The sequence below is a fragment of the Clostridium sp. AF27-5AA genome (assembly GCF_003478415.1).
Classification (GTDB): Bacteria; Bacillota; Clostridia; order Lachnospirales; family Lachnospiraceae; genus Otoolea; species Otoolea fessa.
The window spans coordinates 119,815-141,437 of sequence record NZ_QUFH01000002.1; the positions used below are offsets into that span (position 1 = coordinate 119,815).

General features: G+C 51.2%; 19 protein-coding genes and 1 riboswitch. Of the genes, 16 read left to right on the top strand and 3 right to left on the bottom strand.

Annotated elements, in window-relative coordinates:
• Positions 1–2 precede the first annotated feature (2 nt).
• Positions 3–860 carry an EamA family transporter gene (locus DWY89_RS02890; RefSeq protein ID WP_118523452.1) on the top strand — a complete coding sequence of 286 codons (858 nt, stop codon included), beginning with the start codon at positions 3–5 and terminating at the stop codon, positions 858–860.
• Here DWY89_RS02890 and DWY89_RS02895 read toward each other — a convergent pair.
• Complete coding sequence (locus tag DWY89_RS02895; protein WP_118523453.1) at positions 857–1,804, bottom strand: DNA glycosylase; 948 nt, start codon at positions 1,802–1,804, stop codon at positions 857–859. The two genes, DWY89_RS02890 and DWY89_RS02895, sit on opposite strands and share 4 nt — an antisense overlap.
• A gap of 333 nt (positions 1,805–2,137) precedes the next feature.
• Here DWY89_RS02895 and DWY89_RS02900 point away from each other — a divergent pair, with 333 nt between their 5' ends.
• The 7 genes from DWY89_RS02900 to DWY89_RS02930 all read left to right on the top strand — a co-directional run bounded on the left by DWY89_RS02900 (position 2,138) and on the right by DWY89_RS02930 (position 9,141).
• Positions 2,138–2,536, top strand: a complete 399-nt coding sequence (locus DWY89_RS02900; RefSeq protein WP_022360594.1) for a zinc ribbon domain-containing protein — start codon at positions 2,138–2,140, stop codon at positions 2,534–2,536.
• Between the two features lie 120 nt (positions 2,537–2,656).
• On the top strand, positions 2,657–3,046 hold the full coding sequence (locus DWY89_RS02905; protein WP_022360593.1) for a thioesterase family protein: 390 nt from the start codon (positions 2,657–2,659) through the stop codon (positions 3,044–3,046).
• Positions 3,047–3,284: 238 nt separating this feature from the next.
• Positions 3,285–4,001: an MBL fold metallo-hydrolase gene (locus DWY89_RS02910; protein ID WP_107000804.1), complete on the top strand. Its 717-nt coding sequence runs from the start codon at positions 3,285–3,287 to the stop codon at positions 3,999–4,001.
• A complete protein-coding gene (locus DWY89_RS02915) occupies positions 3,998–4,375 on the top strand; it encodes a VOC family protein (protein WP_107000803.1) in 378 nt (125 codons plus the stop codon). The genes DWY89_RS02910 and DWY89_RS02915 overlap by 4 nt, the downstream gene beginning before the upstream one ends.
• An 89-nt stretch (positions 4,376–4,464) precedes the next feature.
• Complete coding sequence (locus DWY89_RS02920) at positions 4,465–5,775, top strand: dihydroorotase (protein WP_118524383.1); 1,311 nt, start codon at positions 4,465–4,467, stop codon at positions 5,773–5,775.
• Between the two features lie 14 nt (positions 5,776–5,789).
• Entirely contained in the window at positions 5,790–7,289 is a 1,500-nt protein-coding gene (gene malQ / locus DWY89_RS02925) for a 4-alpha-glucanotransferase (RefSeq protein WP_118524384.1), read from the top strand.
• 214 nt (positions 7,290–7,503) lie between these two features.
• Entirely contained in the window at positions 7,504–9,141 is a 1,638-nt protein-coding gene (locus tag DWY89_RS02930; protein WP_022360588.1) for an ATP-binding cassette domain-containing protein, read from the top strand.
• 171 nt (positions 9,142–9,312) lie between these two features.
• Here DWY89_RS02930 and DWY89_RS02935 read toward each other — a convergent pair whose 3' ends face one another.
• Complete coding sequence (locus tag DWY89_RS02935; RefSeq protein ID WP_022360587.1) at positions 9,313–9,675, bottom strand: helix-turn-helix transcriptional regulator; 363 nt, start codon at positions 9,673–9,675, stop codon at positions 9,313–9,315.
• Between the two features lie 286 nt (positions 9,676–9,961).
• On the opposite strand from DWY89_RS02935, the gene DWY89_RS02940 reads away from it, so the two are divergent.
• From DWY89_RS02940 to DWY89_RS02975, 8 genes are all read left to right on the top strand, one after another.
• Complete coding sequence (locus DWY89_RS02940) at positions 9,962–10,888, top strand: sugar phosphate nucleotidyltransferase (protein ID WP_118469111.1); 927 nt, start codon at positions 9,962–9,964, stop codon at positions 10,886–10,888.
• Between the two features lie 36 nt (positions 10,889–10,924).
• Positions 10,925–12,115 (top strand): dicarboxylate/amino acid:cation symporter, encoded by a 1,191-nt coding sequence (locus DWY89_RS02945; RefSeq protein ID WP_117796583.1) that lies wholly within the window; start codon positions 10,925–10,927, stop codon positions 12,113–12,115.
• A gap of 275 nt (positions 12,116–12,390) precedes the next feature.
• A complete protein-coding gene (locus DWY89_RS02950) occupies positions 12,391–13,161 on the top strand; it encodes an exodeoxyribonuclease III (protein ID WP_107000799.1) in 771 nt (256 codons plus the stop codon).
• The gene (locus DWY89_RS02955) at positions 13,158–15,026 is read left to right on the top strand and encodes an ABC-F family ATP-binding cassette domain-containing protein (RefSeq protein ID WP_118522225.1); all 1,869 of its coding nucleotides are present in this window, start codon (positions 13,158–13,160) and stop codon (positions 15,024–15,026) included. Before DWY89_RS02950 ends, DWY89_RS02955 begins: the two co-directional genes overlap by 4 nt.
• 189 nt (positions 15,027–15,215) lie before the next feature.
• Positions 15,216–17,237: an alpha amylase C-terminal domain-containing protein gene (locus DWY89_RS02960; RefSeq protein ID WP_243022684.1), complete on the top strand. Its 2,022-nt coding sequence runs from the start codon at positions 15,216–15,218 to the stop codon at positions 17,235–17,237.
• Positions 17,238–17,265: 28 nt separating this feature from the next.
• Positions 17,266–18,447, top strand: a complete 1,182-nt coding sequence (locus DWY89_RS02965) for a S8 family peptidase (RefSeq protein WP_243022686.1) — start codon at positions 17,266–17,268, stop codon at positions 18,445–18,447.
• A 130-nt stretch (positions 18,448–18,577) separates the two neighbouring features.
• Positions 18,578–18,695, top strand: a riboswitch (FMN riboswitch).
• A gap of 181 nt (positions 18,696–18,876) precedes the next feature.
• Positions 18,877–19,488: an ECF transporter S component gene (locus tag DWY89_RS02970; protein WP_022360580.1), complete on the top strand. Its 612-nt coding sequence runs from the start codon at positions 18,877–18,879 to the stop codon at positions 19,486–19,488.
• Positions 19,489–19,671: 183 nt separating this feature from the next.
• Positions 19,672–20,466, top strand: coding sequence for a creatininase family protein (locus DWY89_RS02975; RefSeq protein ID WP_118523456.1), 795 nt, complete (start codon positions 19,672–19,674; stop codon positions 20,464–20,466).
• 46 nt (positions 20,467–20,512) lie between these two features.
• Here the strand turns inward: DWY89_RS02975 and DWY89_RS02980 are convergent, their stop codons facing one another.
• The gene (locus tag DWY89_RS02980; protein ID WP_118523457.1) at positions 20,513–21,379 is read right to left on the bottom strand and encodes a class I SAM-dependent methyltransferase; all 867 of its coding nucleotides are present in this window, start codon (positions 21,377–21,379) and stop codon (positions 20,513–20,515) included.
• Between the last annotated feature and the right edge of the window lie 244 nt (positions 21,380–21,623).

Sequence of the window (21,623 nt, forward strand, 5' to 3'; positions counted from 1 at the left end):
GTATGATTTATCTGATTTTTGCGATTCTTTTCAGCGCGTCCCTGGCGCTGGCGCTGCGGATCAGTGAGACGTTCAGCGATAACCGATATGGGATTTTGGTTGGAAATTATGTGACCTGCCTGGTGGTGGCGTTTGTTCTGCTTCCAGATAAAAATATCTTTGCGGCAGGCAGCCGGACGGCGGTTCTCACGGGAATCGTGAATGGATTTTTGTTTACAGGAAATCTGGTTCTGATGCAGAAATGCATCCGTGAAAATGGGGCAGTTCTGTCGTCGGCATTTGCGAAGCTTGGTATCGTGATTCCGGTCACGGCGAGTATCCTGTTTTTAGGTGAGATCCCGACGCTGTTCCAGCTGGTGGGAATTGTGCTGGTTATTGTGGCGATCTGGGTCATCAACAGCGAGGGGGACCGCGGCTGCGGACGCAGACGGAGGATGGGTTCGGCGGGACTTCTGCTCGTTTTATTTGTCGTCAGCGGTATGGCAGACGGGATGTCCAAGGTAACGGAGAGGATCGGCGAGAGACGGTTTGATGCGCTGTTTCTGTTCTATACGTTCCTGACCGCACTGGTTCTGACTGTGGTTCTGGCATTTCTCGAGCAGCAGAGAACCCGCCGCAAGATTGGAAAGATGGACTTTTTGAGTGGTGTGGCAGTCGGATTTCCAAACTATTTTTCAACCTCGCTGCTGCTGGCGAGTGTGTCGAGACTGCCGGCGTTTATCGTGTATCCGAGCTTTAGTGTCGGCACGATCCTGGTGGTCAGCTTTGTGAGCGTGCTGGTGTTCGGGGATCCAATCAGCCGGAGACAGATTGGGGGATGCGGGATTATTTTGGTGGCATTGGCGCTGCTGAATCTTTAGAATTTTCCGTTTCGGATGCTGCGCTCATAATAAAAGATATACTGTTGCATTACCCCTGCGTATCCTTTATAGCTTCCAAAAAAATCCTGGATAATAGTAGTGTACAGGCGGCTTTTTGGAAGGCGGCGGTAGCGGATGGGATGTTTGGGAAGGTATTCTTTGGTCAGGATCTGTTCGATCCAGGTATCGACGGGGAAGGCGTCGATGTGGTGGAGTCCGAAGAGGCAGACGCAGTTGGCGACCTTGGGACCGATGCCATAGAGGCTGGTAAGTGCGGTCATGGCTTCGTCCGGCGGCAGGGCTGCGAGGGATTCTAAGGATACGGTTCCGGCGAGGACATCCTGGATGAGGCGGTGGATGTATTTGGCGCGGTAGCCGAGTTTTAAGGCTAATAGGTCGTCCAGGCTGGCAGATGCCAGTTCTTCGGGCGAGGGAAAAGAATAGTAGGTGCGGATAGAACCGTCGGACAGGGCGGCGGTTCTCTTCGCACCGTATTTTTTTGCCAGGGTCTCGACGGCTTCGCGGATCTTTGGGATGGTTTTCTGCTGGGAGATCAGGAAGGTGATCATCATTTCCCAGAGATCCTGACGGAGAATCCGGATGCCGGAACCGGCGTCTGCCGCCGCCGCGAGGTAGGCATCGTCTGCGCGGATGGAGGCGATGAAAGAGCCGTAATCGGTGCCGAGATCGAAGTATTGTTTCCAAAAAGGAAGCGCTTCGTCCGGGCAGTCGAAGAAGAAACCGTCCGGCGTCTCGGAAATTTCCAGATAGTGCGTCCCGCTGATGAGTGACCAGATCCCCGGTTTTTCCGGAACCGGAAGCATACGGAAACATTGACCGGAGGCGGCGATCTGGGCGAGGTTCAGGTTCAGGCAGGAGATGATGTGGGAGTTGGGGAAAGTGTGTGTTTCGATTGCAGGCAGGTTTGTTGTATGTGTGTTCATGGCAGGGCATCCTCTTTTTTTAAAATATTTTTTGCTTATATCAATGGAATATCAAGTTATAAAACCTTGAATCATAAAGTATCAAATCATGTAATTCTTATGAGACGTATCATAGCATAGAAGACCTTTGCCTGCAAACGGTTACCTTTTATCAGAAAAGAATTGCATCAGAATTGCATCAGAGCGTAAAAAAATCTTGCGAAAGACGCGCTACTTAGGTATGATGTATATATGTGCGCACTCGCGCGAAGAGGAATCATGTTGCAAGCGACCGCGCTCGGCGCGAGAATGTGCCAGAGCACATTCTTTGTTCTATGGCAGGAGGGGAGACGGATGTTTTTTATCGGTGGCATCAGTTCCGGCGTGAAGCCGCTGGAGTACCTGAAAACAGTGATCTGCGGGCGCTGCGGCGCTTATGGGCGGTATCAGGTGTACATGACCTATATGTATTTTAGTTTCTTTTTTATCCCGATTTTTAAATGGAACCGGCGCTTTTTCGTAGAAATGTCGTGCTGCGGTGCGGTCTATGAGCTGGATCCGGAGGTAGGAAAGAGGCTGCTTCGGGGCGAGGAGGTCGAGATCACGGAAAGCGATCTGACACTTCGGCAGGATGGAAATGGAAATCCGTGGACGGGAAGTGATGCATCACACCGTCATAAGGTCTGTCCGTCCTGTGGATTTGAGACGGATGAGGATTTTTCGTACTGTCCAAAGTGCGGCAAACCGCTGTAAGGCGGGGAAATACAGACGGATACCGCTAAAAGAGTGATGGCGGCTGTGGAAGCACGGGACGGTTACAAAAATTTGATACAGCGCAGATTTTGGCGCAAAAAAGAAAGAGAGGCAGACAATATGTTAGAAGCTGGTATCAAGGGAAGACAGGAAGTTATGGTTACGGATGAAAATTCCGCAGCAGCAGTGGGAAGCGGTCTGTTACCGGTGTTTGCAACTCCGGCGATGGTTGCACTGATGGAGAAAACCGCGTGGATGAGCGTGGCTCCGTACTTAAACGACGGTGAGGGAACCGTTGGTACAAAGCTGGAAATTGCCCATAATGCAGCGACCCCGGTCGGCATGCAGGTTTGGTGTGAGAGTGAGCTGGTAGAAGTAGACGGCAGACGTCTCGTATTTAAGGTAGAGGCATTTGACGCGAAAGGTTCCATCGGCGGCGGCACACATGAGCGTTTCATCATCAAAAATGAGAAATTCTTAGCAAAAGCACAGAGCAAGAAAGAAAACTAAAGGTTGCGAAGAGAGCACAGCCGGCTGAAAGCGCTGCGAGTATCGTATGCGGGATACTTTTGGCTGGCTGTTGTTTCGTGTAATAGGAAATTCCTTGAAATTTCTTATTACACAAAAAGGCACTAACGTGCCAATGATGCGCACTCGCGCGAAGCAGAAACATGTCGCAAGCGACCGCGCTCGGCGCGAGAATGTGCCAAGGCACATTCTTTTTCATTATAGAAGGGAATTAATTCGTTTGAAAATCACATATATTCATCACAGCTCGTTTTCAGTTGAGCTTGAAAATGCCGTGATTCTGTTTGATTATTTTAAGGGAACTCTCCCGGAGTTCCCGGCAGGGAAGCCCCTCTTTATCTTTGCGAGCCATTTCCATGCCGATCATTATGCTCCGGTAATCTTTCAGCTGGGAGAGAAACGGGAAAATGTTTTTTATATTCTCTCAAAAGAGATTGGGAAAAAGATACCAGAGGAATATCGTAAACGATATAAAGACAGGATACGGCTGGTAAAGGCAGGAGAAAGATTTTGCCTGAATATTTCTGAAGAAAGCCTTATCGTCGAGACGTTCCATTCCACCGACGAAGGCGTCGCCTTCTGGCTCTCCTGCGAAGGAAAGGAGATTTATCACGCCGGTGACTTAAATAACTGGTGGTGGGAAGGCGAAGATATGGCATGGAACCGGAATATGGCGGCTTCTTATAAACAGGAGATGAAAAAGCTTTCCGGGCGCACGGCGGATCTGGCATTTATCCCGGTCGATCCGAGGCAGGAGCAGTGGTTTTATCTGGGCGCTGCCGGTTTTATGGAGCAGGCGGACGCAAAATGGATTTTCCCGATGCATTTCTGGGAAGATTATACGATTATACCAAAATTAATCGAACATCCATCCAGTGAAGGCTGGCGGGATCGGATTGTAGAGATTCACAAGGAAGGAGAGGAGTTTATTCGATGAAATTTACATTTGCACACAACAATTTCAATGTCATCGATCTGGACAAGTCACTGAAATTTTATGAGGAAGCACTGGGACTTAAGGAGGTACGCCGCAAGGAGGCGGCAGACGGAAGCTTTATCCTTGTTTATCTGGGCGACGCCACGACCAGCTACCAGCTGGAGCTGACCTGGCTGCGCGACTGGGAGAAGGACTCCTACAACCTGGGCGACAATGAGTTCCATCTGGCATTTGAGACGGAAGACATGGAGGCGGCACATGCCAAACATAAGGAAATGGGATGCATCTGTTTTGAAAATCCGGCGATGGGTATTTATTTCATTAACGATCCGGATGGATACTGGCTGGAGATCGTGCCGGCGAAGAGGAGTTAAGGGCTGAGTTTGTCTGAAAAAATGTTTTGACGTAACTGTGAAGGTACTGAACAGTTACGTTTTAACATATGAGTTAAAAAGGGGTTAGAATGGTAAAAATAATTAAAAACGGCAGAGTCATCGATCCGGAGAGCAGATTCGACGGAAGGGCAGATTTGTGGATTGAAAATGGGAAAATCCAGAAAATCGTGAAAAAAGATACAAAAGCAGAATCAGATGGGGCATCTGACGCACCGTCCATCCCGGCAGATGCCGAGGTGCTGGACGCAGAAGGGCTGATCGTTGCGCCGGGACTGGTGGACGTCCACGTGCATTTCCGCGATCCGGGTCTGACCTACAAGGAGGACATCGAGACGGGCGCGGCGGCTGCGAAGGCGGGCGGCTTTACGACGGTGGTTTGTATGGCAAACACGAAACCGGTTGCCGACACGCCGGAGATTGTCCGGTATATTCTGGAAAAGGGCGCGAAAACGGGAATCCATGTGGAAACCTGCGCGGCAGTCTCGAAGGGATTTCAGGGAAAAGAACTGACCGATATGGACGCCCTCAAAGAGGCGGGTGCGATCGGATTTACGGATGACGGAATCCCGCTGATGAGCGAAAAATTGGTCAAAGAGGCGATGGAGACGGCGAAACGCCTCAATGTGCCGCTCAGCTTCCATGAGGAGGATCCGGCGTTTATTTTCAACAACGGCATCAACCGCGGTCCGGTGTCCGAGCAGCTGGGAATCGGCGGTTCCCCGGCGCTGGCGGAGGATTCGATGGTGGCGCGCGACTGCATGATCGCGCTTCACACGGGCGCAGATGTGGATATCCAGCACATCAGTTCCCGCAATGCGGTGCAGATGGTCGGTCTGGCGAAAAAGCTGGGCGCGCATGTCTGGGCGGAGGTGACACCGCATCATTTTACACTGGACGAGACGGCGGTTCTGGAGTACGGAACACTGGCGAAAATGAATCCGCCGCTGCGGAGTGCTGCGGATCGCGAGGCGTTGATTGAGGCAATCAAGGACGGCACGATTGATATGATTGCGACGGATCATGCACCGCACAGCGCCGAGGAGAAGGCAAAACCGCTGACCGAGGCACCGAGCGGCATCATCGGGCTGGAAACCTCCCTGCCATTGGCGGTTACCAGGCTGGTAAAAGCTGGTCACATTGATTATCTGACTCTGTTTGAGAAAATGTGCCTGAGTCCGGCGAAGCTGTACCGGATGAAGGAGGCGGGACGCATCCGCGAGGGCGGCGCGGCGGATCTGGTTCTTTTTGACGACCAGACACCATATACCGTAGAAAAATTCCATTCCAAGGCGTCCAACTCTCCGTTTGTGGGAGCGAAGCTCTATGGAAAGGTTCACTATACCATCTGCAGCGGTGAGACAGTATATCGGGCAGAATAGGAGGAAACGAAGCGATGAAGACAATGTTAAAACGCGGCGCAGGCGTGCTGATGCCGATTTTCAGCCTGCCGTCGCCGTATGGAATCGGTACGTTCGGACGGGCGGCGTATGAGTTTATTGATCAGTTAAAACGCGGACGCCAGACGTACTGGCAGGTGCTTCCGATGGGACCGACCTGCTACGGGGACAGCCCGTACCAGTCCTACTCTGCATTTGCGGGAAATCCGTATTTTATTGATCTGGATACGCTGAAAGACGAGAAACTTCTGACCCAGGATGAGATAGACGCCTGCTGGTGGTGCGACAAGCAGGATCAGGTCAAATATGACGCGCTGTATTATTACCGTTTTCCGCTTCTGCGCAAGGCGTATGAGCGGAGCAGCCATAAGGAAAGTGTGGAATATCAGGCATTTCTGGAAGAAAATGAAGAATGGCTGGACGACTATGCGCTCTACATGGCAGTCAAGGGTAAATATGAAGGAAAAGGCTGGATGGACTGGGACGAGGACATCCGGTTCCGCCGTCCGGAGGCGCTTTCGGCATGCCGCGAAGAGCTGGCAGAAGAAATAAATTACTGGAAGTTCTTACAGTTTAAGTTTTTTGAACAGTGGAAAAAATTAAAACAGTATGCAAAAGAAAAAGAACTTCAGATCGTCGGCGATATTCCGATTTACGTGGCGCTCGACAGCGCGGATGTCTGGAGCCACCCGGAGCTGTTCCAGCTCGACGAGGAAAATCTGACGCCGCTCAAGGTATCGGGTGTGCCGCCGGATGCATTTTCAGAGGATGGACAGCTCTGGGGCAACCCGCTTTACGACTGGGAGAAAATGGAACAAACCGATTTCGCCTGGTGGCGAAGCCGGATGAAAGCGTCCGCGGAGCTCTACGATGCGGTGCGGATCGACCATTTCATCGGCGTGGTGCAGTATTATGCAATCCCGTATGACGCTGTGACTGCGAAAGACGGCGAGTGGGAGAAAGGTCCGGGCAAAAAGCTGACCGACGCACTTGACGAGGCGGCAGGCGAGACGAAGATCATCGCGGAGGATCTGGGTGTCTTCTGTCAGGAGGTCAAGGATCTGCTGGCAGAGACGGGCTATCCGGGCATGAAGATCATTGAGTTTGCGTTCAGTGGCGATCGTTTCAACGAGCATCTGCCGCACTGCTATGACCCGAACTCCGTAGTCTACGGTGGAACGCACGACAATGAGACGCTGGCGGGGTATTTCAAACCGGAAAAACGTCAGTGGTGGGAACTTCAGTACATTGCCGATTACCTCGGTGCAGCACACCAGAGTGAGGTGGTAGACCGCGTGTTCCGCGCGGCATACGGTTCAGTCGCGAGCGTTGCCATTTTCCAGATGCAGGATGTGTTGAAGCTCGATAACTGGGCGCGCATGAATACGCCGGGAACCCTCGGGGAAAACTGGCGCTGGCGTCTGGTTCCGGGGCAGTTTACGGATGAGCGGGCAGATTATTTGTCCTGGCTGGTGGATACGTTCGGAAGATTTTAGTTTTTGGCGTATTTAAATGCGAAGCCACGGCAAATTCCGTTACTGGGCACGTATGCGTGAACAGTAACTTGGTTTTTGTCGGATGGGAATAAAAACCCGTAAAATGCTTGCAAATTCGGGAAAAACCTGTAAAATATACATGGATTGCACCCGCCCGGGGCAAAGATGCACCTGGGGAGTATGAACGATTTGAACAGTATGAAAGGAAATTGCCATGATTAGTACAAGCAATGTAACACTGCGAGTAGGAAAGAAGGCGTTATTTGAGGACGTAAGCATTAAATTTATTGAGGGAAACTGCTACGGACTCATCGGTGCCAACGGTGCCGGAAAGTCTACCTTTTTACGAATCCTGTCCGGACAGCTGGAACCGACCAATGGTGAGGTTATCATCACACCGGGACAGAGACTTTCATTCTTACAGCAGGATCACTTTAAATATGACGCATATCCGGTACTTGATACCGTTATTATGGGAAATGCGAGACTCTACGAGATCATGAAAGAGAAGGAAGCTATCTACATGAAGGAAGACTTCTCCGAGGAGGACGGCGTCAAGGCTGCCGAGCTGGAGGGCGAGTTCGCCACGATGAACGGCTGGGAGGCAGAGTCCGACGCGGCGAACCTTTTAAATGGTCTGGGAATCGAGACGGATCTCCACTACAAACAGATGGCAGATCTGACCGGTGCCCAGAAGGTCAAAGTTCTTCTGGCACAGGCACTGTTCGGAAACCCGGACATCCTGCTTCTCGACGAGCCGACAAACCACTTGGATCTCGATGCGATCGCATGGCTCGAGGAGTTCTTGATCAACTTTGAGAATACGGTTATCGTGGTATCCCATGACCGTTACTTCTTAAATAAAGTCTGCACCCAGATCGCAGATATCGACTATGGCAAGATTCAGCTCTATGCCGGAAACTACGATTTCTGGTACGAGTCCAGCCAGCTGATGATCAAGCAGATGAAGGAAGCCAACAAGAAGAAGGAAGAGAAGATCAAGGAGCTGCAGGAGTTCATCCAGCGATTTTCTGCCAATGCTTCCAAGTCTAAGCAGGCAACCTCCAGAAAACGTGCTCTGGAGAAGATTGAGTTAGATGAGATCAAACCGTCCAGCCGTAAGTACCCGTATATCGACTTCCGTCCGGAACGTGAGATCGGTAATGAGGTATTAAGCGTAGAGAACCTGTCTAAGACTATCGATGGTGTGAAGGTTCTTGATAATATTTCCTTCATTCTCGGACGCGAGGACAAGGTAGCATTTGTAGGACCGAACGAGCAGGCAAAGACCGTTCTCTTCAAGATTCTTTCCGGCGAGATGGAGCCGGATGAGGGATCCTATAAATGGGGTCTGACCACCAGTCAGGCATATTTCCCGAAGGACAATTCGAAAGAGTTCGATAACGACGACACGATCGTAGACTGGCTGACCCAGTACTCTCCGGTTAAGGATGTGACCTATGTCCGCGGATTCTTAGGACGTATGCTGTTTGCCGGTGAGGACGGCGTGAAGAAGGTCCGCGTTCTTTCTGGTGGTGAGAAGGTGCGCTGCATGCTTTCTAAGATGATGATCTCCGGTTCCAATGTCCTGATTCTGGACGAGCCGACCGACCATCTGGATATGGAGTCCATTACCGCTCTGAACAACGGTATGATCAAGTTCCCGGGCGTGCTGTTATTCTCCTCCCGTGACCACCAGATCGTTGAGACGACCGCAAACCGTATCATGGAAATCGTAAACGGCAAGCTGATCGATAAGATTACTACTTACGATGAGTATCTGGCAAACGATGAGATGGCGAGAAAACGTCAGGTATTTACTGTTACGGATAGTGAGGAAGAGGACGACTAAGAGCTGGAATCAAAGTGATTTAGGATAATAAGCGAGAATCCTCGGTTATTCAATTGCCGAGATGAAAGCACAAAAGTCTGAAAGATAAAAGACAGCCCCAGACGCTGCATGTGAGCGATGCCTGGAGCTGTCTTTTGCACACCTATGGTATTAATGTCCTGTTCACTGCGATCAATCCTTCTTATGGCGTGATTCCAGATAAACCAGGTAATTGATGTATTCGATCAACTGCTTTTTCGTGGAAGTCTGGAAGGATGAGATACGTCCATTGACCTCTCCATAGGTGACATTTTTAAGAAATGGTTTCGCCATTTCGGGCGGATTCTTCGGGTAGGAGGTTCGACCGAGAATATAATCAGCGCTGACCTGATAATAATCCGCCAGTTTTATCAGATGCCGAAGAGGCAGATCTGTCCGGTTTGTTTCATAGCGGGAATAGATTTGCTGAGTTGTACCCAGCAGACTGGAAATTTCCGCCTGCGTTTTTCCTTTGTCCTCCCGTAAATCACGGAGCCGGTCACCAGCAGCAATCATTTAAAGCACCTCCCGCATACATCAAATATTTGTGAAAACAATCTATCATACAAGTATGCGCAGAACTAAAAGATACAATTAACTGGTGTAGAAACAGCAAAAAATACATTTATAAAAATGTAAACAAAAAAGAATATCCGCTCTATGGAATAAAACGGCAGCCGGGTTTTTGTTTTACTGTTTACAGTCTGCCCGAATTAGTTTAAAATAAAAGGAAACAGGCAATTCTGCTTTGAATGAAAACGGCAGGATTGTGGATAAGAAACAGAAAGCGAGGACAATTTTCATGAGTCAGAAGCCAGTTCTGGTGATCATGGCGGCTGGTATGGGCAGCCGGTACGGCGGCTTGAAGCAGATTGATCCGGTCGATCGGGAAGGAGATCTGATCATCGATTTTTCGATCTTCGACGCAGTCGAGGCTGGATTCGAAAAGGTCGTATTTATTATCAAGAAATCGATTGAGAAAGAGTTTAAGGAACATATTGGAAACCGCATGGAAAAGCACGTGCAGGTGGAGTATGTGTATCAGGAAAATGACCGTCTTCCGGATGGGTTTGAGGTTCCGGAGGGACGCGTCAAACCGTGGGGAACCGGTCATGCGATTCTCTGCTGCAGCGAGGTGATCGACGGACCGTTTGCGGTGATCAACGCGGATGATTACTATGGAAAATCGGCGTTCAAGGCGATCTACGATCGTCTGGCATCCTGCGGCGATGATGACAAATATCAGTATGCGATGGTTGCCTATCATCTCTACAACACATTGACGGAAAACGGCCATGTGGCGCGCGGCGTCTGTACAGTGGATGCGGATGGACATCTGGCGGATATCCACGAGAGAACGCGCATCGAGAAGCACGGCGATCAGGCGGAATATACCGAGGATGACGGCGCAACCTGGGAGCAGCTGGGGGAGGATACGCTTGTATCGATGAACCTCTGGGGCTTTACTTCCAGCATCTTAAAGGAGTTAAAGGCGCGCTTTGTTCCATTTTTGGAGAAAAACCTGTCGGTAAATCCACTCAAATGTGAGTATTTCCTTCCGTTTGTGGTGGATGAACTTTTGAAAGAGGGGAAAGCCGAGGTGACTGTGTTAAAGAGCGTGGATCGCTGGTATGGCGTGACCTACAAGGAAGATAAGAAGATGGTGACAGACGCGATCCAGGGGATGAAGGACAGCGGTCTGTATCCGAAAAAACTTTGGGAAGAGTAAGAATGAAGAGATAGGTATTAGGAAGGAAAAATGGGTATGAGCAAGTTGATGAAAAGCCTGCCGTTTCGGCTGGTGCTGGGTGTAGCGATCGGTATTATTGCCGGTCTTATAGCAAATGAAAGTTTTATGAATCTCGTTGTGACGCTGAATTATATTTTTGGGCAGATTATTTCGTTCTGTGTACCGCTGATCGTCATCGGCTTTATTGCCCCGTCGATCACGAAGCTTGGAAAGAATGCCTCCAGATTGCTTGGAGTAGCGCTGATTCTGGCGTATACATCGTCTCTTGGCGCGGCGCTGTTTTCGATGGCAGCCGGATATACGCTGATTCCGCATATGTCGATTCAGTCGGCAGTCGATGGACTGCGCAGTCTGCCGGAGGTTGTCTTTAAATTGGACATTCCGCCGATCATGGGCGTCATGAGTGCGCTGGTATTTTCCGTTATGATTGGTCTGGCAGCGACCTGGACCAAGGCGGTGACGGTAACGAAACTCTTAGACGAGTTCCAGAAGATCGTTCTGGAGATTGTACAGAAGATTGTCATTCCGATTCTTCCGGTTTACATCGCATTTACGTTCTGTTCCCTGGCATATGAGGGAACCATCACAAAACAGGCGCCGATCTTCATTTCGGTTATCCTGATTGTTATGGCAGGCCACTATATCTGGATGGCGCTGCTGTATACACTGGCTGGTATTTACTCTGGCCGTGACCCGAGAGGCGTTATCAAGCATTATGGTCCGGCATATCTGACGGCAGTCGGTACGATGTCTTCTGCGGCGACCCTGGCAGTGGCGCTCAGCTGTGCCAAAAAGGCAGAGCCGCTTCGTGACGATATGGTTGATTTCGGTATTCCGCTGTTTGCGAATATCCATCTGTGCGGTTCGGTTCTGACCGAGGTATTCTTTGTCATGACGGTATCCAAGATTTTGTACGGCGCCCTCCCGGATATGATGACGATGGTTCTGTTCTGTGTTCTTTTAGGTGTATTTGCCGTAGGTGCACCGGGTGTTCCGGGCGGTACGGTTATGGCATCCCTGGGACTGATCACCGGTGTCCTCGGTTTCGATGCGACTGGAACGGCGCTGATGTTGACGATCTTTGCGCTTCAGGACAGTTTTGGTACTGCCTGCAACGTAACGGGTGATGGTGCGCTGACCCTGATGCTGACGGGATATGTGGAGAAACATGGGATTAAACATCAGGATTTACACGTAGATTTATAAAAATGAGAGAGGTGGGGCAGGCAGCAGCCGCCCCGAAACAGGTCTGTGAATGCGCCGCTGGCTCTTCGCACTATCGTTGTTCGCTTGCTTTCACTACACTTGTTCGTCTGTGTCGGACTTGCGTCCGCCCCATTCGGACAAGCGTGTTCAAGATGCGTACAACTGATAGGCGAAAGCCTGCTCTGCATCCACAGACCAGTTTCGGAGCGTCTGCCACCTGCCTGCTGTCTTTTTATGTATCGGAAAAACCTTATTTGATAAAAAGGAGAGATAGAATGAAAAAAATGATTTCCTGGAACGTAAACGGCTTGCGGGCGTGTGTGGGAAAGGGATTTCTGGATGTATTCCATGAGCTGGATGCGGATATTTTCTGTATTCAGGAGAGTAAGCTGCAGGAAGGGCAGATTGATCTGGAGCTTCCGGGGTATTATCAGTATTGGAGCTATGCGGAGAAGAAGGGATATTCAGGAACGGCGTTATTTTCGAAGGAGGAGCCGATTAGCGTGAGCTACGGTCTTGGCATTGAGAAGCACGATCATGAAGGGCGCGTCATTACGGCGGAGTACCCGGATTATTATGTGGTGACCTGCTATACGCCGAACTCCCAGAATGAGTTGGCGAGACTTCCGTACCGGATGCAGTGGGAGGATGATTTCCGCCAGTTTTTGAAGAAGCTGGAGGAGAAAAAGCCGGTTATTTTCTGTGGGGATCTGAATGTGGCACACACGGAGATTGACCTGAAAAATCCAAAGACGAACCGGAAAAATGCCGGATTTACGGATGAGGAGAGAAGCAAGTTTACGGAGCTTCTGGACTCTGGATATATCGACACGTACCGCTATTTTTACCCGGATAAAGAGGGCGTTTATTCCTGGTGGTCGTACCGGTTTAAGGCGCGCGAGAAGAATGCTGGGTGGCGGATTGATTATTTCTGTGTTTCCAAGAGCCTGAAGGACCGGCTGGCGGGCACACAGATTCATACGGAGATACTGGGTTCGGATCACTGCCCGGTAGAATTACAGATAAAGGATCGGGATGAGACATGAATTTACTGACAGCAGAACATCTGAAAAAATCATATACGGAACGGCTGCTTTTTGATGACGTGGCATTTTCCATCGGTGAAGGTGATAAGATTGGTCTCATCGGCATCAACGGAACCGGAAAATCTACTCTTCTAAAGATTGTAGCCGGTCTGGAAGAGCCGGATGAGGGTACGGTAGTAAAGGGACGAAATCTCTATATCCGTTATCTGCCTCAGAATCCGGAGTTTGAAGCGGGACGGACCGTCTTAGACTGCGTGATCCGGGAAAATATGGCGCATGAGCACGCCTGGGATCTCGAGGGCGATGCGAAATCCATGCTGAATAAGCTTGGAATCACCGATTATAGTGCCAAGGTGGAGACACTTTCGGGCGGACAGAGAAAGCGCGTTGCCCTCGCAGCGGTGCTGTTATCGACGGCGGATCTGTTGATTTTAGACGAGCCGACGAACCATCTGGACAGTGCGATGGCGGACTGGCTGGAAGAGTACCTGAAAAAATTCCGCGGCGCGCTTCTGATGATCACGCACGACCGGTATTTCCTTGATAACGTGACGAACCGCATCGTCGAACTGGACAAGGGAAAGCTGTACAGTTATCAGTCCGGCTATGAGGGCTATCTGGAATTAAAGGCAGAGCGCGAGGCGATGGCGGTGAGCTCGGAGCAGAAACGCCAGAATATCCTGCGGACGGAGCTGGCGTGGATCCGGCGCGGCGCACAGGCACGCAGCACGAAGCAGAAAGGGCGTATTCAGCGCTTCGAGGCGTTGAGTGCGGTGGAAGCGCCGAAAGTAGATGGAAATGTGGAGATGAGCTCGATTTCCAGCCGTCTCGGACGAACCACGGTCGAGGCACACCATCTTCATAAGGCGTATGGTGACCGCCTCCTGATCGATGATTTTTCCTATATCTTCTTGAAGGATGACCGCATCGGCATCATCGGACCGAACGGCAGCGGCAAATCAACGCTGATGAAGATGATTACCGGCTGGGTGAAACCGGATTCGGGCGAGACGATCATCGGCCAGACCGTAAAAATGGGTTATTTTTCACAGGAAAACGAAGATATGGATCAGTCGATGCGCGTGATCGACTACATTAAAAATGTGGCAGAGTACGTGCGGACGGCGGACGGGCTGGTATCGGCATCCCAGATGTTGGAACGGTTCCTGTTCCCGTCCCATATGCAGTACACGCTGATTGGCAAGCTATCGGGCGGCGAGCGGCGCAGACTCTATCTGCTCCATATCCTGATGGGCGCGCCAAACGTCCTTCTGCTCGACGAGCCGACCAACGACCTGGATATCGGCACGCTGACGATTCTGGAGGATTATCTTGATCATTTCCAGGGGATCGTGATTACGGTATCGCATGACCGGTATTTCCTTGACCGCGTAGTGCGCCGGATCTTCGCCTTTGAGGGCGGCGGCGCGATCCGTCAGTATGAGGGCGGCTATACCGACTATCAGGCAGCCTGTGGGGAACGCATAGCGGCAGAGATGGAGGAATCCGGTCAGGAACACGGCAGAGGCCAGAAGACCGGAGGCGCTTCTGGTGCGGGAACGTCAGATGCAGCGGAGACGGCAAAGGATAAAAACCGCGGTCGCCAGCGCGAGAAAAAGCTCAAATTCAGCTATATGGAGCAGAAAGAGTGGGAGACGATCGAGGATGATATCGCGGCGCTGGAAGAGGCAATCGCGGATCTGGAGCAGCAGATGCAGGACTCTGCCCGCGATTATACGGCTCTGAACGGCATCATAAAGGAAAAAGAGGAAAAAGAAGCTCTTTTGGAAGAAAAGATGGACCGCTGGATGTATCTGAACGATCTGGCGGAGAAAATAGAAGCGCAGGCAGCTGCTCACAAGTAGGCACTTTTGGAACCGAAAGTGCCGTATGAAAACGTGGAGGTGGCGGATTTTGCCGATTTGGAATGCGAAGCATCGGCAAAATCCTGTTACAGTCTGCATATGTGTGGACTGTAACAGGCGCAGGCGGCTGCTCACAAATAGGCACTTTTGGAACCGAAAGTGCCGTATGAAAACGTGGAGGGGATACAGGTGAAAGCAGAAAAAATCGTGAGACAGAAGATAAGAACCCCTGATTTTACACCGGGAATCAAGCGGACAGAGACGGGAATGCACTTGTGCGTCGAGGCACCGGGGACATTCTGCCGTCTGGCAATTTATGAGACAGGAAAAAAACAGGGTGTCCGGATCCCATTTTCCCCGGAAGAACGGGTGGGGGATCTCTGGATGATGGAGCTTGCGGGCGATGATTTTTCGGGACTGGAATACACGATCGAGACTGAGCAGGGGGAGCTGCCGGATCCGTGCGGGCGCATCTATACAGGACATGAGCGCTGGGGCGATTTAAAAGCGGCGCTCCGTCCGGTGCGTTGCCGTTTCCCTGAAGAAACGTATGACTGGGAAATGGATCAGCCGCTGAAACATCCGTATGATGAGACGATCCTGTACCGGCTGCATGTGCGCGGATTTACCCGTCATACTTCTTCTGGCACCGGGGAGCGGGGAACGTTCCGTGCGCTGACGGAGAAAATTCCCTATTTAAAGGAATTGGGTATCACAGCAGTTGAATTAATGATGCCGAATGAATTTCAGGAAGTGATGATGGAGGATGGGGCAGACGGGAATCCGTATGCGACCGGGACACCGACCGGCCGGCTCAATTACTGGGGCTATGGGGCGGGATACCTGTTTGCGCCGAAAGCTTCGTACACATCCGGGAAAGAGAAAGAACCGGAGCGGGAATTTAAGGATCTGGTGAAAGAATTTCATAAAAATGATATTGAAGTGCTGGTTGAGCTTTATTTTACCGGCGAGGAGAGCGCGGCACTGGCGCAGGAGGCGGTTCGTTTCTGGGTTTACGAGTATCATGTGGATGGCGTGCACCTGTCCGGGTTTGCGCCGGCCGAACTGCTGGCGTCAGATCCGCTGTTAGCTGATACGAAGCTATTAGCTGCTTCCTGGGATGGCGTGCGTGTGCCAAAAACGGCAGCGGCACCGAAGCTGCGGGAGCGCCGCTGGCATCTGGGCGAGTACAATGAAGGATTTTTGATCGATATGCGCCGGGTATTAAAGGGCGATGAGGATCAGGTCGGCCGTCTCATTTACCAGACACGCCGGAATCCGGACGCGTATGGCGTGATCAACTATATGGCGGCGACAAATGGCTTTACGATGATGGATATGGTTTCCTGTGAGCAGAAGCACAACGAAGCGAACGGGGAGAATAACCGGGACGGAAGCGATTATAATTATACGTGGAACTGCGGCGTCGAGGGCACGACGCGGAAAAAGAAGATTGTGCAGATGCGGAAAAAACAGCTCCGCAACGCATTTTTGCTGCTCTTTCTGAGCCAGGGAACGCCGATGTTTTTAGCGGGCGATGAGTTCGGCAATTCCCAGAATGGCAACAATAATGCTTACTGTCAGGACAATGAGATTTCCTGGCTCAACTGGCATCAGCTGGAGACAAACCGGGATATTTACGAATTTGTAAAATATATGATAGCGTTCCGCAAAGCGCATCCAGTGTTCCATCTGCCGGTGGAGCCGAAAAATATTGATTACCTCGTCTGCGGACACCCGGATGTTTCCTACCACGGCGTCAAAACATGGTGCCCGGAGTTTGAAAATTTCCGCCGCCAGCTCGGCATTCTCTACTGCGGCGAGTACGGGCGAAGAGCGGACGGCACCAGCGATGACTATTTCTTTGTCGCCTACAATATGCACTGGGAGCCGCATGAATTTGATCTTCCGAAACTTCCGAAGGGAATGCAGTGGACTTTGTGCATCAACACAGACGACGCAGATAATAACGGAATCTGTCCGTCGGAAAGCCTGGAGGCAGGGCAGGAGCCGCAGGAAGAGCTTCGTCAGTATATGGTTCCGCCGCGGAGTATTCTGGTATTTCGCGGCTTTAAGCCAATTTCCGGTCCGGCATCCGAAAAGGATGGCAAAAAAGCTGGGAAAGTGGTAAAATCGGTAAAACGGCAGAATGTCAGAAAAGAACCGGCAAAGGAAGCGGAGACTGTGGTTGCGGCAGCGCGCGAACTGTAAGAACGGAATTGAAAGAGGATAAAGCAAGTTGAAAAAGAAACTTTTTAGAGGGCTGGCAGCCGCCCTGTGTGCTGCCATGATGGCAGGGAACGCGGCGCTTCCGGCATATGCGGCGGGTCCGTCACGGGAGTCGGTTCCCTATGCGGATTCCTATGCCTCCTATCAGTGGGCTTTTTTAAATACAGGTGAACTGCGTCTGGTGCCGAGCCATACGGCGGCAGTGGATGCAGCGATTGGGGCGATTACCGGCAGCCCGGCGCTCTCAGCAGATGGAACGGTCCGTTCTCTGGAAGGGATCGATATGAATATTGTCCCGGCATGGAAGAAATATGACGCGAAAAGTGGAAAACGTCAGGTGATTGTGGCGCTGATTGATACGGGAGTTGACATAACTCACCCGGAGCTTAGCGGTTCGATCTGGACGAATACGGGGGAAATTCCGGGCGATGGCATTGACAATGACGGAAATGGTTATATCGATGACGTTTACGGCTGGAATTTCTATGATAATAATGCCCAGGTATTTACCGGGACGGATGACAATCATGGTACCCACTCGGCGGGCACGATCGCGGCGGCGAGAAATGGAGTCGGAACGGTTGGAATCTGCGATCCGGCGTATGTGAAGATCATGGTGATCAAGACGCTTGGAACATCGTCCGGTGTCGGAACCGTCAGCAACGTGGTTAAGGCGATCCGGTATGCGCAGGCGAATGGCGCGTCGATCTGCAATCTGAGCTTTGGCACGATGAAATATAGCGAGGAGCTGTATCAGGCGATCAAGGATTCGGGGATGCTGTTTATTGTGGCGGCTGGAAACGGCGACGCCTCCGGCAATGGCTACAGCATCGATGAGCAGCCGATGTACCCGGCAAGCTTTGAACTGGACAATATCATTTCCGTGGCAAACCTGCGCTTTGACGGTCAGCTCGACCGTGCGTCCAATTACGGGGTGAGAAGCGTGGATCTGGCAGCGCCGGGCAATTATATCCTGAGTACGATCACGGGCAATGACTATGCCTACATGAGCGGCACGTCGATGGCGGCACCGATGGTAACCGGAACGGCGGCAATGCTGTACTCCTGCGATGCGTCCCTGTCGCTTATGGATGTGAGAAACCGTATTTTGCAGTCGGCGCGGCCGCTTGAGAGTCTGTCCGGCAAAGTGGCAACCGGAGGTATGCTGGATGCCGGGGCGGCGATGCCGTAGATGAGAAAAACGAAAAGAAAGATTGTTAAAAAAATATTGAAATTCTCGTTTGTATGTGATACTATGAACGGGTGAGATAATTACTCCGCAGATTCATATGTTTATAGGTATGAAGACGGAGTAATTACCATGATTTCTTCGGGGCAGGGCGAAATTCCCTACCGGCGGTATAGTCCGCGAACCGCGACGGCGGCCGATTCGGTGAGATTCCGAAACCGACAGTATAGTCTGGATGAGAGAAGAGGCAGGAGTCAGAGAGTGTACCGCTTGAGCGTAAGCAGGCTGGTGTACATCGGCTAAGTTGTGATTTATCATCCCAGGTCCCGAACAACCTGGGATTTTTTTAGTTTTACAAATGCAGCTAGTCCGGCACTTGATTCATACTCCTCCTTCGGAGAAATGAGTTTTAAAACCGAAAGGAGATTTAAGATGAAGACAGGAAAATGGAGTATTCAAAAATTGATTTATACGGCGATGCTGGCAGCGGTTGCTGGCGTGCTGATGTCATTGGAATTTTCGGTTCCGATGATGCCGCCGTTTTATAAGGTGGATTTCAGTGATGTGCCGTCTGTGATTGCCGTGTTTCTGATGGGACCGGTATCCGGTATCTGTGTAGAAGTCATCAAGCTGTTAATCAAGCTGATTACTGTCGGAACTAACACGATGTACGTCGGTGAGCTGGCCAACCTGATTGCGGCGTTCCTGTTCGTATGGCCGCTGTGGTTCCTCTATCAGAAGCTGGGCGCTAACCGTAAGGCAGCTGTAGAAGCACTTCTGCTCAGTATCGTGATCCGCACCGCGTGTGCATGCTTTATCAATGCGAACATTACGCTTCCGTTATATGCGAAAGCGATGAGCCTGCCGCTGGATGAAGTGATCCGCATGGTAGCGTCGGTCAACCCGGCGATCAAAGACCTGAATGGATTTATCATCCTGGCGACGATCCCATTCAACGTATTGAAAGTGGGACTCAACTATATCGTTGGACAGCTTTTGTTTGTACGCCTGCGTGCGGCGAAGATTGTGCCGAAAGCAGTATAAAATGAAATAAGAGGAATGGTTTGACGGATTTGGCTGTTTGCTGTGAAACGGCAGAACCATTTCATAGAAAGGATTGTCGGGAAACCGCTGGGAAAGCTGCCTGGGGGAAGAATCCCGGACAATCCTTTTTTGTTTGATGGAACGTGCAAAGACATATCTGTTTTTATAAGAGGAGGAGATACTATGATACGTAACTATAGGGATTTGACAAGATGGGAAATGGAGCAGGTGGACCGTGAGAACACGATTGTCCTGATTCCGCTCGGGGCGCTGGAACAGCACGGCAATCAGGCACCACTGGGAACGGATGATATTATCGCGGAGGCGATGAGTCAGGAGATCAAAAAGGCACTGGAGGCAGAGGGGGAAGAAGACTTCCCGATGCTGCTGTTTCCGGTGATTCCGGTGGGCTTAAGTACAGAGCATAAGAATTTCTGCGGTTCGGTCACAGTTCGGCCGGACACTTACTATCATCTCTTATATGATATATGCGTTAGCTTGGCGCATCACGGTTTTAAGAAGCTGGCTTTTTTGGTATGCCATGGTGGGAATGCGCCGATTGCGCAGGTTTTAAGCCGGGAACTTCGGAGTGAGCTGGGGATTGCACCGTTTATCCTTTCAGCGGGGGCATTTGGTCATCCGGATGTAAAAGCAACGATTTCAAAGGGAAATATCTGGGATTTCCACGGTGGAGAGATGGAGACATCGATGGTAATGGCAGTCGATGAAAGTCTTGTGAAGCTGGAACTTTCGGAAGCGGGAGAGCCGACGGCGTTTGAGAAGACCCGCGCCCTGAAGCCATACGGTCCGGTTTCGATCGGCTGGGTGTCGGAGGACTGGAAAACAAAAGACGGATCGCCGATTGGAATTGGAGGAGATCCGTCTGGTGCAAGCGCCGAGAAGGGGCGAATTATATTAGAGACGAGTGCGCGGGAACTGGTCCCGGGGCTGTTAGATATCCGGGATTGGAATGAATAGGAATCAAACTTAAAAATGGAGTGTCTATGTCATCCGAATACCAGTGTTATTTACCAGATTCCCAGCGTCCGGATGCACCGCATGGTAATACCAGTCCGGTGCGGGTAACCGGAAGTCCCAGCTCGTCCGATTTCACTGTGCCGCCGTGGGTGGAGGCAACTTCGGTTGAGAGCATATAGGTCAGGACGGACGGCGCCAGCCCGGTGGTGTAGGAGTTGATGAGGAAGAAGAGCGGGTTGTCCGATAACAGTTTCGTGCAGAGCTGCACGAACGGGTAAATCGAAGTTTCGATCTTCCAGATCTCGCCTTTCGGTCCGCGGCCGTAGGACGGCGGGTCCATGATGATTCCGTCGTAATGGTTGCCGCGGCGGATCTCACGCTCAACAAATTTCACACAGTCATCGACGATCCAGCGGATGGGTGCATTTTCCAGCCCGGAGGAACGGGAGTTTTCCTTCGCCCAGGCTACCATGCCCTTGGAGGCGTCCACATGGGTCACGCTGGCGCCGGCTGCGGCTGCCGCCAGGGTAGCGCCGCCTGTGTAGGCAAAGAGGTTTAAAACCTTGATTGGGCGTCCGGCATTGCGGATGCGGTCACCGAACCAGTCCCAGTTTGCCGCCTGCTCCGGGAAGAGACCTGTGTGCTTGAAGCTGAACGGTTTTAAGTTAAAGGTCAGTTCTTTGTAATAGATCGACCACTGCTCCGGCAGGTCGAAAAATTCCCATTCGCCGCCGCCCTTGGAGCTTCTGTGGTAGTGTCCGTTCATCTTTTTCCAGCCGCGGTGTGTCTTGGGGGTGTTCCAGATAACCTGCGGGTCCGGGCGAACCAGAAGATAGTCGCCCCACCGCTCCAGTTTCTCTCCTTCGGAGCAGTCAATCACTTCATAATCGTTCCATCCATCTGCAATCCACATAAAATTTTATCCTTTCAAAAAAATGAGGCGCAAACCCCGGAAAAGGGTATCTGCCGCCTTTATAATCGGTGTTATCCATAAGCCATTTCCATCTAAATGGCATAAATGGTTACTGTTCCCGGGTAGGCACTTTTGGAACCGAAAGTGCCGTAAGAAAACGTGGTGACAGCAGGAATTTGCCGTATTTAAATGCGAAGCCACGGCAAATTCCGTTACTGGGCACGATGCGTGCACAGTAACCATA